The organism is Aeromonas sp. R1-1, assembly GCF_040908495.1.
GTDB classification, from domain to species: domain Bacteria; phylum Pseudomonadota; class Gammaproteobacteria; order Enterobacterales; family Aeromonadaceae; genus Aeromonas; species Aeromonas veronii.
This window is the reverse complement of sequence record NZ_JBFODV010000098.1, coordinates 1-12838: the sequence shown is the minus strand read 5'-3', so window position 1 is coordinate 12838 and position 12838 is coordinate 1. Positions and strand designations below refer to the sequence as shown.

The following is a 12838-nucleotide window of genomic DNA, read 5'->3' as shown; positions in this document are numbered from 1 at the left end:
GGAGCAGGGCTACTATCCCAGCGACAGTGAACTGCTGCCACTGACGTAACAGACCATGCGGCGCCCAGGGGCGCCGTTTTTTATGGGCAAGTCCGCGCCCGTGCCGATGTCCTATAACCCGGGTTGCTGGGGGAGGGGAGGTGATTGCCCCATTTACCCCGCATTCGAGTCGTTTTCGCCCGCCTTTTACGTTAAAATTGCGCCGCTTTTTCTCCCTGGCTGCCAATGGATGATGCTGATGAAAGACTTTCTGATTGCCCCCTCGATCCTCTCTGCCGATTTTGCCCGTCTGGGTGACGATGTAGCCAAGGTACTGGCTGCCGGTGCCGACGTGGTTCACTTCGACGTGATGGACAACCACTATGTCCCCAACCTGACCATTGGCCCCATGGTCTGTCAGGCGCTGCGTGACTACGGTATCGAGGCCCCCATCGACGTGCACCTGATGGTCAAGCCGGTGGATCGCATCATTCCCGATTTTGCCAAGGCGGGTGCTTCCCTCATCACCTTCCATCCGGAAGCGTCCGATCACGTTGATCGCTCTTTGGGCCTCATCAAGGAGATGGGCTGCCAGGCCGGTCTGGTGCTGAATCCTGCTACCTCGCTCTCCTGCCTCGAGTATGTGATGGACAAGCTGGATGTGATCCTGCTGATGTCGGTCAACCCGGGCTTCGGTGGTCAGAGCTTTATCCCCGGTACCCTCGACAAGCTGCGTCAGGTGCGTCGTCTGATCGACGAGAGCGGCCGCGATATCCGCCTCGAGATCGATGGCGGGGTGAAGGTCGACAACATTCGCGAGATCGCCGAAGCGGGCGCCGACATGTTTGTCGCCGGCTCGGCCATTTTCAGCCAGCCTGACTACAAGGCGGTGATCGACAAGATGCGTGCGGAGCTGGCTCATGTCACACGCTGAGCGCGCATTTGATTTGGTGCTGTTCGATCTGGACGGCACCCTGATTGACAGCGCCGCCCAGCTGGCGCTGGCGGTCAATCTGACTCTGGCTGATCTGGGTCTGGAACAAGCTGATGAAGCGGTTATCCGTACCTGGGTCGGCAACGGTGCCGACAAGCTGATCCAGCGGGCGCTTGCCTATCGCGAGGCCGATCCCGAGCTGTTTGCCAAGGCCAGGCCGATTTTTTTCCAGCACTACAACGCCTGCCTGCTGCAAGGGCTGGCGATGTATGAAGGGGTGGCGCAGAGTCTGCGTCGCCTGCAAACCCTGGGTTACAAGCAGGCGATCGTTACCAACAAGCCGAGCGATTTCGTGGCACCCATCCTCGATGCCCTCGGCATCAGCGATTGTTTCGAACTCTGGCTTGGCGGCAACTGCGTACCGGTCAAGAAGCCGAGCCCTGAGCCCTTGCTGCACGCTTGCCAGGAGTTGGGGGTGAGCCCGGCTCGCACCCTGATGGTGGGCGACTCCGAAAATGACGTGCTGGCGGCGAAGGCGGCTGGCATGAAGGTGGTGGGTCTCACCTACGGCTACAACTATGGCCGCCCCATCGCCGACTCCCATCCAGACTGGGTATTCGAGCAGTTTGCCCAGCTCGATGCACTTTTGGTCTAATAGCGCAGCTGGGCTGGCTGAATAACAAGGATTAATACTCTCATGACTAAACCAATCGTATTGAGCGGAGCGCAACCCTCCGGTCAACTGACCATCGGCAACTACATGGGGGCCCTGCGTCAGTGGGTCAACATGCAGGATGAGTTCGACTGCCTCTACTGCATCGTCGATCTGCACGCCATCACCACTCGCCAGGACCCGGCTGCCCTGCGCAAGGCTTGTCTGGATGCGGCCGCCCTCTATCTGGCGGTCGGTATCGATCCCAAGAAGAGCACCGTCTTCATCCAGTCTCACGTGCCGCAGCACGCCGAGCTGGGCTGGATCCTCAATTGCTATACCCAGATGGGTGAGCTGTCGCGCATGACCCAGTTCAAGGACAAGTCAGCCCGTTTCGAGAACAACGTCAACGTCGGCCTGTTCGGTTATCCGGTGCTGATGGCCGCTGATATTCTGCTCTATCAGGCCAATCAGGTACCGGTCGGCAACGACCAGAAGCAGCATCTGGAGCTGACCCGTGACATCTGCACCCGTTTCAACAACCTCTATGGTGACGTGTTCACCATGCCGGAACCCTTCATTCCGACCGAAGGGGCGCGGGTGATGAGCCTGCAGGATCCGACCAAGAAGATGTCCAAGTCGGATGACAACGAGGCCAACTTCATTGGCCTGCTGGAAGATCCCAAGCAGATCGTCAAGAAGATCAAGCGTGCGGTGACCGATTCCGACGAGCCGGCTGTGGTGCGTTTCGACCCGGAAAACAAACCGGGTGTCTCCAACCTGCTGACCCTGATGTCCGGGGTGACGGGTCGCTCCATCCCCGAGCTGGAGCAGCACTTCGAAGGCAAGATGTACGGTCACCTCAAGACCGAAACCGCCGAAGCCGTGGTTGCGCTGCTGGAACCGATCCAGGCCCGTTTCCACGAGTTGCGTCAGGATGAGGCCCATCTGATCGCGATTCTGGCAGAAGGAGCACAAAAGGCGCGCGAAAGAGCTGAAAAAACCCTGACCAGCGTATATGATGTAGTCGGCTTCGTTCCTCGAGCCTGACATACTGGGAAGGTGTAGTAGAAGAGAGCTGGGTATTTGCCTGGCTTTCTTTATTTTCTGCCTAGCTATTTTGTTTAATTTCTTTATTTCAACCTGGGTAATATCCCCAAGAGAAAGCATGCCTGTTCAACCAACTATTTCTGCTGAAGAGCTGAGTGACAAAGGTCACTGGCTACGTAAATTTCGCAAGGCGAAAAACCTCAATACCCTGCAGTTGATGGTCTCCAATGCCATCGACAAGCACCATAAAACCCCTGCCGTTGCTGCCGCCATCTATCTGGCCGAGTGTCAGCGTGAACGGGAAATGGAACTGGGTCGTTATCTCGATCGTTAATTCTCCGCTGTTGGTTATCTCATGTTGTTGTTGATCGATAACTACGACTCTTTTACCTGGAACCTGGTGCAATATTTCGGCGCCCTGGGACAAGAGGTTGTGGTCAAGCGCAATGATGAACTGACGCTCGATGCCATAGCGCAGCTCTCCCCCCGTTTTCTGGTGATCTCTCCCGGTCCCTGTACGCCCAATGAGGCGGGGATCTCTCTCGATGCCATCAGCCACTTCGCTGGCAAGCTGCCCATTCTCGGCGTCTGTCTCGGTCATCAGTCGCTGGCGCAGGCCTTTGGCGCCCGCGTAGTGCGTGCCCGTCAGGTAATGCACGGCAAAACCTCGCTCATCCGCCATCGCCATGAGGGGGTGTTCAAGGGGCTCAACAACCCGCTGAGGGTGACCCGTTACCACTCGCTGGTGGTGGAGCGCGACACGCTGCCCGATTGCTTCGAGGTCACCGCCTGGAGCGAGTATGCCGATGGCTCGTTTGACGAGATCATGGGGCTGCGCCACAAGACGCTCCCTGTCGAGGGTGTTCAGTTCCATCCGGAGAGTATTTTGAGCGAGCAGGGCCATCAGTTGCTGGCCAACTTTCTGGCGCGTTCATAAAAAGTTGTGATCGCCTTCTCAAGTTCGAGAGAAGGCAAAAAAAATTTCCCTGACACTTTATTCACCCCCTCTCCTGCCCAAATTATCTCTTGCCAAGCCCCCCTGAGTCGTTATGCAATGCGGTTGCCTAAAATCTCAAGAGCAATCGAACATTGTTCCTTATAGGCCGTCTTGTTACAGACTTTTTACTTTATTTCTGTGATAATCCCGTCACGTTTACACGGATTTAACTTTTGGGCGGTGGATTATTCTGTCGCCGAATCGAAGGAGAGCTATATGTCAGAGTTGTTGGCAGTGACACGTGAAGTGTTTGATGAAGTGATGGTTCCCAACTATGCGCCCGCCAAGATCATCCCGGTGCGTGGTGAAGGGTCACGTGTCTGGGATCAGGAAGGGCGCGAGTATGTCGACTTCGCCGGTGGCATCGCCGTCAACGGTTTGGGTCACTGTCATCCCAAGCTGGTCGAGGCCCTGAAAACCCAGGGCGAGAAGCTGTGGCACCTCTCCAACGTCATGACCAACGAGCCAGCCCTGCGTTTGGCCAGGAAGCTGGTCGCCGCCACCTTCGCCGACAAGGTCTACTTCTGCAACTCCGGCGCCGAAGCAAACGAGGCTGCCCTCAAGCTGGCACGCCGCTATGCCATCGAGAAGTTTGGCGAGCAGAAGACCCAGATCATCGCCTTCAATCAGGGCTTCCACGGTCGTACCTTCTTTACCGTGAGCGTCGGTGGCCAGGCAGCCTACTCCGATGGCTTCGGTCCCAAGCCCGGTGACATTACCCATGTTCCCTACAACGATCTGGCGGCGCTGGCCGAGGTGATCTCCGACAACACCTGCGCCGTGGTGATGGAGCCGCTGCAAGGGGAGGGGGGCATCATTCGTCCTACCGACGAGTTTGCCAAAGGGGTACGCGAGCTGTGTGACAAACACAATGCCCTGCTGGTGTATGACGAAGTGCAGTCCGGCGTCGGCCGGACCGGTGATCTCTATGCCTATATGGGTCTGGGCGTCACGCCGGACATCCTCACCAGCGCCAAGGCGCTGGGTGGCGGTTTCCCCATCGGCGCCATGCTGACCACCAACGAGATTGCTTCTTACCTGAAAGTGGGCACTCACGGCTCTACTTACGGCGGCAACCCGCTTGCCTGTGCGGTCGCTGAGGCGGTGATCGACGTGATCAATACCCCGGAGGTGCTGGCTGGCATCAAGCAGCGCGAACAGCTGTTCCGCGATGGCCTTGAAGCAATCAACGCCAAATACCACTGCTTTAGCGAGATCCGCGGCAAGGGTCTGCTGCTGGGCGCGGCCCTGAGCGATGCCTACAAGGGGCGCTCCCGCGACTTCCTGCTGGCCTCCATCGATCAGGGGCTTATGGCACTGGTGGCTGGTACCAACGTGGTTCGTTTTGCCCCTTCACTGGTGATCCCGGAAGCGGACATCAAGGAAGGGTTGGCCCGCTTCGAGAAGGCTGTTGCCCAGGTGGTTAACGCCTGATTCCAAATTGAGGTGGGGAGCTCTCCCGGCAGGAGCCGGGACCCCACCTGTCGTCAATGAAAGGGAGTTGTCATTTATGTTGGTTATCCGTCCCATCGAGCAAAAAGATTTTGCCGGGCTCAAGACCTGCGCCATCGAGTCCGGCACCGGCATGACCTCGTTGCCCGTCAACGATGAGCTGCTGCAGCGCAAGATTGACGCCTCTACCCAGACTTTTTCCGACAAGCCCGCCGGCAAGGGGGACTGCCTCTACTTCTTCGTGGCCGAGGATCTGGAGACCGGCGAGATGGTCGGCACCTGTGCCATCGATGCCGCGGTTGGCCTCTCCCAGCCGTTTTACAACTACCACATCGGCAAAGTGGTGCACTCTTCCCCCAAGCTCGGCATCTACAACGTCGTTGAAACCCTGACTCTCTCCAACGACTACACCGGCAACTCCGAGCTCTGCACCCTGTTCTTGCGCGAATGTGCCCGCGAGGGGCTCAACGGCCGCCTGCTCTCCAAGCACCGCTTTCTGTTTATGGCCGAGCACCCCGAGCTGTTTGACGAGACCGTCTTCGCCGAGATGCGCGGCGTCTCCGATGCCAACGGTCACAGCCCCTTCTACGAGTGGCTGCAAACCCACTTCTTCTCGATGGATTTTCCCACCGTCGACTATCTGACCGGCATCGGCAAGAAGCGCTTTATCGCCGAGTTGATGCCAAAGTATCCCATCTACGTCAATTTGCTGAGCAAAGAGGCGCGGGCCGTTATCGGTCAGACCCACGAGAAGACCCGCCCGGCCATCAAGATGCTGCAGGACGAGGGCTTCGTGAACCGTGGCTACGTCGATATCTTCGATGCTGGCCCCACCGTCGAGTGTGACGTGAAGAATATCCGCAGCGTGCGCCGCAGCAAGAAGCTGCGGGTGCTGGTGGGCGAGCCTATCGGTGGCAAGACCCACCTTATCTGCAACAGCCGTTTCGAACATTACCGCGCCTGCTACGGCAATATCCGGGTCGATCTCGACAAGCACGAAGCCATCATCCCGCCCAAGATGGCGGTGGCACTCAAGGTGCAGGATGGCGACATGGTGCGGGTGGTCGACCTCGACTGAGACAAACAGGACAAGCAAACCGATTATCAGACAGGCAGCCGAGGCTGCCTGCCAGCGACAGGGAGTGAATGGATGAGCCAGTTAGTGCAATTTATCGACGGTCAGTGGCTTGCCGGTGAAGGCAAGCCGTTCGAGTCAACCGATCCGGCCAAGAACGAGGTGATCTGGCAGGGGGCTGCCGCCAGTGCGGCGCAGGTGGATGCGGCCGTCAAGGCCGCCCGTGCCGCCTTCTACCACTGGGCGGACATGAGCCTTGAGGATCGTCTGGCCATAGTGCGTCGTTATGCCGACCTGCTCGGCGAGCAGAAAGAGGCGCTGGCCCTGACTATCGCCCGCGAAACCGGCAAACCGTTGTGGGAGACCCGCACCGAAGTGGCCGCCATGCAGGGCAAGATTGCCATCTCCATCCGTGCCCACGACGAGCGTACCGGCACAGTTGAAAATGCTATGCCGGGCGCCAAGGCGTTTGTCCGCCATAAGCCCCACGGTGTGGTGGCGGTGTTCGGCCCTTACAACTTCCCGGGTCATCTGCCCAACGGCCATATCGTACCTGCACTGATCGCGGGTAACGCCGTGGTGTTCAAACCCTCCGAGCTGACCCCCATGGTGGCCGAAGCCATGGTCAGGGTGTGGCAGGAGGCCGGATTGCCCAAGGGGGTGCTCAATCTGGTGCAAGGGGAGGTCGAGACTGGCAAGGCGCTGGCTGGCAACCCCGATATCGACGGCCTCTTCTTCACCGGCTCCTCCCGCACCGGCCATTTCCTCCATCAACAGTTTGCCGGCCAGCCGGGCAAAATTCTGGCGCTGGAGATGGGCGGCAACAACCCGCTGATCGTGAAAGACGTGAGCGACATCGACGGCGCCGTCCATGCCATCGTCCAGTCTGCATTTATCACCTCGGGTCAACGTTGCACCTGTTCCCGCCGCCTGTTTGTCGAGCGCGGCGAGCGCGGCGATGCGCTGGTCAAGCGACTGGTCGAGGTGGTCGGCCAGATCAAAGTCGGCCTCTATGACGCCGCCGAGCAGCCGTTCATGGGCTCGATGATAAGCGAGAAGGCAGCACAGGGCATGGTCGAGGCGCAAGCCAACCTGCAGCGCCTCGGTGGCGAGAGCCTGCTTACCCTCAAGCACCTGGAAGCGGGCACAGGCTTTGTCTCCCCGGGCATTATCGACGTGACTGCAGTCAAGGCGCTGCCGGATGAAGAGTACTTCGGCCCGCTGCTGCAGCTCATTCGCTATGACGATTTCGATGCCGCAATCGATCAGGGCAACGCCACCCGCTACGGTCTCTCGGCCGGTCTGCTGGGGGACAAGGAGGCGGACTGGCACCATTTCTTCAAGCGGATCCGCGCCGGTATCGTCAACTGGAACAAACCCATCACCGGCGCCTCCAGTGCCGCGCCGTTTGGTGGCATCGGCGCTTCCGGCAACCACAGGGCAAGCGCCTACTACGCTGCTGACTACTGTGCGTATCCGGTTGCCTCTGTCGAAGACAGCAAAGCCGCCATGCCGGATCAACTGTCGCCCGGCCTGCGCTTCTAATAACGACACGGGGCATCCAGCGGTGCCCCCATCTGTACCCGCAATCAAAGGAAAGAGAGATGCAAAAGGATATCGACACCCTGTTCAGCCATCTGTGGGACAACTACATCAAGGTGACCCCGAGCGCCCTCAAGGTGCACACCCTGCTGGGTGGCGGCGAGCCCATCGTCAACGATCACGTGGCGTTTCGTACCTACAACCTGCCCAAGCTGGGGCTGGAGAAGCTGGCTGCCCACTTCCTGGCGCTCGGTTACGAGCAGAAGGGCGAGTACGTTTTCAAGGCCAAGAAGCTCTACGCCAAGCACTTCGAGCATCAGGATCCGGACGCTCCCAAGGTGTTTATCAGCGAGCTGAAGGTGGAAGAACTCTCCCCAGCGGCGCAGGCCATCATCCACAAGCTGGCGGATCAGGTGCCCGATCATCTGACCGATACCCCGGCATTTCTCTACACCGGCGCCCCCTGGCAGGTCTCCTATGCCGATTATCAGACTCTGCTGGCGGAGAGCGAGTATGCGGCTTGGATGGCAGCCTGGGGTTATCGTGCCAACCACTTCACGGTCAATATCAACAAGTTGAAGGATTTCGACACCATCCATCAGGTCAATGCGGCGCTCAAGGCGGCGGGTTTTGTGCTCAACAGCGTGGGTGGCGAGGTGAAAGGGGATCCGCAGGTCATGCTGGAGCAATCCTCCACCATGGCGGACAAAGCCGAGGTGCCGTTCAGCGATGGGGTGCGTACCATCCCGAGCTGCTTCTACGAGTTTGCCCTGCGCTATCCGCAGGCCGATGGTGTGCTCTATCCGGGCTTTGTCGAGGCCTCGGCGGACAAGATCTTCGAATCGACGAATGCCATGTAACGGGAGCCACCCTGTTTCAGTCGCAACGCCTCCTCGTGGAGGCGTTTTGTTTGGCGCCGAGTGACGGTGGCGAGTGTTGTCTGACTCCGCGTGGGGATGGGATTTGGATGGCGCCTAATAGGTGAAAATTTGTTGATAAAAATGTGAACGAGATCACTTGAGACGACACAGATTGACGCGGGCGGCGGAGAAAAAAGGAGTAGAATGGCGCTTTATTTTTGCGGGGCCAATCGATGCCTAACTATCACTTTTTCAAGCAGGATCAGGCGCTTACCTATCTAGATGCCAATGCACCCAGCTATAGCGATGAGCGTCGTCAATTGGTCGAACAGGGATTTGCCGCCATCGCCGCCCCCACCTTTGCAGATACTCCGGCCGAAGCCCTTGAGCTGCTTCGCACTCATCAGGCACTACAGGATGAGGCCAACGCCAACGTCCTTTGTCTGACTGTTGCCACCATTCCGGCGGTGATCGCAACTCTGTCCGGGCACTGACGCTACCGCCATGCTCACGTGAATAAAAAATGATGCCACTGTGATGGCACCATCTTATCGGTTTGCCTGCTTGCCCCTGAGCCGTTTAGCGCTGGTGCAGGTCACCTTCGATAACCAGCACGGTATCCATCCCTGCCGCCTTGCCAGCCTCAAGCCCGATCCGGGTATCTTCAAACACCAGGCAGTTGGCGGGATTGGCGCCGAGTAGTTCGGCCACCTGCAAGAAGGTATCAGGGTGCGGCTTGTGGTTGGTGACATCATCGGCGCTCACCAACACCGAAATATAGGCGTCGAGTCCGGTGCTTTTGAGGATGGAGTCCGCCTGACTGCGCGGTGAGCCGGTGCCAATCCCCATCTTGACCTTGCCGTGATAGTGCCTGACCAGCTCCCACATCTTGGGAAAGACGCTGACCTTGTCGATATGTTCCATATAGAGGGCAATCTTGCGACGGGTAAAAGCCTCGACATCCACCGTCAGCCCCTGCTGCTCGGCCAGCATGGCGATGATCTTGCGGGTGGGAATGCCGCCGTACTGATAGAGCTGATCCCGCTCGAAGGGTATGCCGAATTCGGCGCAGGTGAGCTCCCAGGCATCCAGATGAAGGGGCATGGAATCTACCAAAGTGCCATCCATATCGAAAATCAGGGCATCGTAGTGATCAAACCCGTACTGCTCACGCTCGCTCATGGGGGCTCCTCGAATCAAATAGAGCAGGCTAGCAGAAACGGTCGGCATTTTGTGGGATCGGCCTCATGGTTGGGCAGATTGTGGCCGCCGTTTTTTCTATCTCTTGCTGATTTGTGAGACAATAATTCGTTCATTGCCGGATACTTTGGCATATCAGATCAGCGAGTCCGCTTATGACCTCGAAAATATCCCCCAAAACCATTTTCTCTAGCGTGGCGCTGGTGATCGCGCTCGGTTCACTGGAAAAGAGCATAGTCACCACCCCGCTGCCCATGATTGGCGCCGAGCTGCACGCCGGTGCCGCCCTCACCTGGGTAGTCACCGCCTACCTGCTGGCGGCTACCGCCGTGCTGCCCCTCTACGGCAAGCTGAGCGATCTCTTTGGCCGGGTGCGGATGCTCAATATCGGCATCGGCCTGTTTCTGGCGGGCTCGGTGGCCTGTGCTCTTTCCCAGGATCTGCCGACCCTTTTGGCGGCACGGGTGCTGCAAGGGCTGGGGGGCGGCGGCCTGATTGCCCTCGCGTTTACCGTGATTGCCGACACCATTCCGCCGCGAGAGGTGGGCAAATATCAGGGCTACATCTCGGCGGTCTATGCGGTCTCCAGCATCGCCGGCCCCTTGCTCGGCGGCTATTTCACCGAGCAGCTCAGCTGGCGCTGGATCTTCTGGATCAACCTGCCGCTCGGGGCGCTGGCGGTCTTTCTCATCAATCGCAACCTCAAGCAGCTCAACGTCCGTCGCCACAGTCGCTTCGACTGGAAGGGGGCGGGTCTGCTGATTACCGTCACTACGCTCACCCTGTTGCTGCTCTCGCCGGAGGCGGCGCTGCCTGCAGTCTGGCTTTCGGCGGCGCTGGGCGTGGCACTGTTGCTGCTCATTCTGATTGAGCGGCGCGCCCACGATCCCATTCTGCCTGCCCATCTGGCCCGGCTGCCCGGCTATCTGGTGAGCGTGCTGCTGGTGATGCTCTCCCAGCTGCTGATGTTTGCCGTGCTGGTCTATCTGCCGTTGCAGATGCAGTGGCAGAAGGGGTTGAGCGCCAGCGAGAGCGGGATGAGCATGGTGATCTTCATGATCTGCATCACCACCGGCGCCTTTATCGGTGGCAAGCTGATTGGCCGTACCGGTCACTACAAAAGCTTTGTTGCGGTCGGGTTTGCGCTGGCGGCGGTGGCGCTGTGGCAGATCCACTTCGATGCCTGGGTCAGACTGGCGCTCGGGTTTGCCGGTATTGGTCTGGGTCTGGTGCTGCCCGCCCTCTCGGTGGTGGTGCAGAATGCCCTGCCACGGCAGGATCGCGGCATCGGCATGTCGCTGTTCAACTTCGGGCGGGAGCTCGGCGGTGCCGTCGGCGTGGCCATCTGCTCCATGCTGTTTCATTTCCGCCTGCCAGCCGGCAGCGATGGCGATCTGAGTCGGCTCGCGCCCGATCTGTTGGCCCCGGGCTTCAGCGCGACCTATATCGGCATGGCACTGATCGCCACGCTGGCGCTGCTCATCACATTGCTGGCGTTGAAGCGCCACGAGCTGGCCTCCATCAGCGCCTGATCAGGCCGGCGCCAACATTGGTTCACCATAAATAGCATCAGGGCTCCCCGCGGGGAGCCCTGATTGTTATTTGGCGAATAGAGTGGCTGCTGCCATCAAGCCATACGTGGCTTACTCCTGCGCCGGACTCTCCTTGCCCGCCAGCTGGCTCAGCCAGGCGAAGCGGCGGTTGGCCTCCTGCTCTGCCTCTTGATAGAGCTGGCTGGCCACCTCCGGCAGCTGGCGCTCCAGCCGCTGGAAGCGGGGCTCGTGGCGCAAGGTCTCGGCCAGCGAGGCATTGGGGGCCCGCGAGTCGAGTGCCAGCGACAGTTTGCCCTCGTCAGCGCGGCGCGGATCGAAGCGGTAGAGGGGCCAGAAGCCGGTGGCGGTCAGCTGCTTCATCTGCTCATGGCTCTCGGCCATGTCATAGCCATGCTCCTCGCATGGGCTGTAGGCGATGATGAGCGAGGGGCCCGGATAGGCTTCCGCCTCCTGAATCGCTTTTACCGTCTGGTTCATCTGGGCGCCGAGTGATATCTGCGCCACATAGACGTGACCATACATCATCACGCTGGCCCCGAGATCCTTGCGCCCCTTGCGCTTGCCCTGCTCGCCAAACTTGGTGATGGCACCGAGTGGCGTCGCCTTCGACTGCTGGCCGCCGGTGTTGGAGTAGCACTGGGTATCGAGCACCAGCACATTGATGTTCTCCCCCAGACTCAGCACATGGTCGAGTCCGCCAAAGCCGATGTCGTAGGCCCAGCCATCGCCGCCGATGAGCCAGACCGATTTTTCCACCAGATAGTCCGCATCGCGAGCCAGCTCTTGGGCTGCCGGGATCGGGCTCTCCTGCAGAAGCACTCGCAACTGCTGGATATGGGCCCGCTGCTCGGAAACCGGCAGGGTGGTATCGTCGAGCGCCTCGCGCAGCGCTTCCGGTATGGTGTCGCCCAGGCTCGCCAGCAGACGGCGCACCCGCTCCCTGTGCTGAGCGACGGTGAGGCGGAAGCCCAGTCCGAACTCGGCGTTGTCTTCAAACAGCGAGTTGGCCCAGGCCGGCCCGCGCCCGTCGGCGTTGGTGGTGTAGGGGGTGGTAGGCAGGTTGCCGCCATAAATAGACGAGCAGCCGGTGGCGTTGGCTATCAGCAGCCGATCGCCATAGAGCTGGGTCAACAGCTTGATATAGGGGGTCTCGCCACAGCCGGAGCAGGCGCCCGAGTATTCAAACAGCGGCGAGATGAGCTGGGAGGTGCGAATATCGATGCGCTCCAGCTGCTCGGCGCTGCGCTCTGGCAGGTCGAGGAAGAAGTCGTAGTTGGCCTTCTGCTCGTCGAGGTGATCGAGGCGTGAAGCCATATTGATCGCCTTGCGATCCGGGTTGCTGCGATCCTTGGCCGGGCACACCTCGACGCAGAGGTTGCAGCCGGTGCAATCCTCCGGCGCCACCTGCAGTACGTACTGCTGGCCGCGCATGTCTCGGGATTTCACATCCAGCGCATCCAGAGTGGCGGGGGCAGCGGCCAGCGCATCCGCTTCCACCACCTTGGCGCGAATGGCCGAGTGGGGACAGGCGGCGACGCAGTAGT

Annotated in this window: 13 protein-coding genes; 11 read left to right on the top strand and 2 right to left on the bottom strand. The window is 59.6% G+C overall.

Annotated elements, in window-relative coordinates; all coding sequences use genetic code 11:
* Positions 1–238: 238 nt before the first annotated feature.
* From rpe to AB5Y92_RS05625, 10 genes are all read left to right on the top strand, one after another.
* Positions 239–913, top strand: a complete 675-nt coding sequence (gene rpe, locus AB5Y92_RS05670; RefSeq protein WP_005335006.1) for a ribulose-phosphate 3-epimerase — start codon at positions 239–241, stop codon at positions 911–913.
* Positions 900–1568 (top strand): phosphoglycolate phosphatase, encoded by a 669-nt coding sequence (locus AB5Y92_RS05665; RefSeq protein WP_164536263.1) that lies wholly within the window; start codon positions 900–902, stop codon positions 1566–1568. Before rpe ends, AB5Y92_RS05665 begins: the two co-directional genes overlap by 14 nt.
* A 42-nt stretch (positions 1569–1610) precedes the next feature.
* Positions 1611–2615: a tryptophan--tRNA ligase gene (trpS, locus tag AB5Y92_RS05660; protein ID WP_005334999.1), complete on the top strand. Its 1005-nt coding sequence runs from the start codon at positions 1611–1613 to the stop codon at positions 2613–2615.
* A gap of 118 nt (positions 2616–2733) precedes the next feature.
* Positions 2734–2949, top strand: coding sequence for a hypothetical protein (locus tag AB5Y92_RS05655; protein ID WP_368225898.1), 216 nt, complete (start codon positions 2734–2736; stop codon positions 2947–2949).
* A gap of 21 nt (positions 2950–2970) precedes the next feature.
* Positions 2971–3552 carry an aminodeoxychorismate synthase component II gene (locus AB5Y92_RS05650; RefSeq protein ID WP_164536264.1) on the top strand — a complete coding sequence of 194 codons (582 nt, stop codon included), beginning with the start codon at positions 2971–2973 and terminating at the stop codon, positions 3550–3552.
* Between the two features lie 276 nt (positions 3553–3828).
* Positions 3829–5046: an aspartate aminotransferase family protein gene (locus AB5Y92_RS05645; protein ID WP_158112935.1), complete on the top strand. Its 1218-nt coding sequence runs from the start codon at positions 3829–3831 to the stop codon at positions 5044–5046.
* Between the two features lie 76 nt (positions 5047–5122).
* Positions 5123–6142, top strand: a complete 1020-nt coding sequence (gene astA, locus AB5Y92_RS05640) for an arginine N-succinyltransferase (RefSeq protein WP_164536265.1) — start codon at positions 5123–5125, stop codon at positions 6140–6142.
* Between the two features lie 72 nt (positions 6143–6214).
* Positions 6215–7684, top strand: a complete 1470-nt coding sequence (gene astD, locus AB5Y92_RS05635) for a succinylglutamate-semialdehyde dehydrogenase (RefSeq protein WP_164536266.1) — start codon at positions 6215–6217, stop codon at positions 7682–7684.
* 59 nt (positions 7685–7743) lie between these two features.
* The gene (locus tag AB5Y92_RS05630) at positions 7744–8541 is read left to right on the top strand and encodes a DUF1338 domain-containing protein (protein ID WP_021229798.1); all 798 of its coding nucleotides are present in this window, start codon (positions 7744–7746) and stop codon (positions 8539–8541) included.
* Between the two features lie 233 nt (positions 8542–8774).
* Entirely contained in the window at positions 8775–9035 is a 261-nt protein-coding gene (locus AB5Y92_RS05625; protein ID WP_164536267.1) for a hypothetical protein, read from the top strand.
* 85 nt (positions 9036–9120) lie between these two features.
* Here AB5Y92_RS05625 and AB5Y92_RS05620 read toward each other — a convergent pair whose 3' ends face one another.
* Positions 9121–9723 (bottom strand): HAD family phosphatase, encoded by a 603-nt coding sequence (locus tag AB5Y92_RS05620; protein WP_164536268.1) that lies wholly within the window; start codon positions 9721–9723, stop codon positions 9121–9123.
* A gap of 173 nt (positions 9724–9896) precedes the next feature.
* Between AB5Y92_RS05620 and AB5Y92_RS05615 the strand changes: the two genes are divergently transcribed.
* The gene (locus AB5Y92_RS05615; RefSeq protein ID WP_201987324.1) at positions 9897–11273 is read left to right on the top strand and encodes an MDR family MFS transporter; all 1377 of its coding nucleotides are present in this window, start codon (positions 9897–9899) and stop codon (positions 11271–11273) included.
* Positions 11274–11384: 111 nt separating this feature from the next.
* Here AB5Y92_RS05615 and AB5Y92_RS05610 read toward each other — a convergent pair.
* A partial coding sequence (locus AB5Y92_RS05610; protein ID WP_368225894.1) for a thiamine pyrophosphate-dependent enzyme occupies positions 11385–12838 on the bottom strand: 1454 nt, incomplete at its 5' end.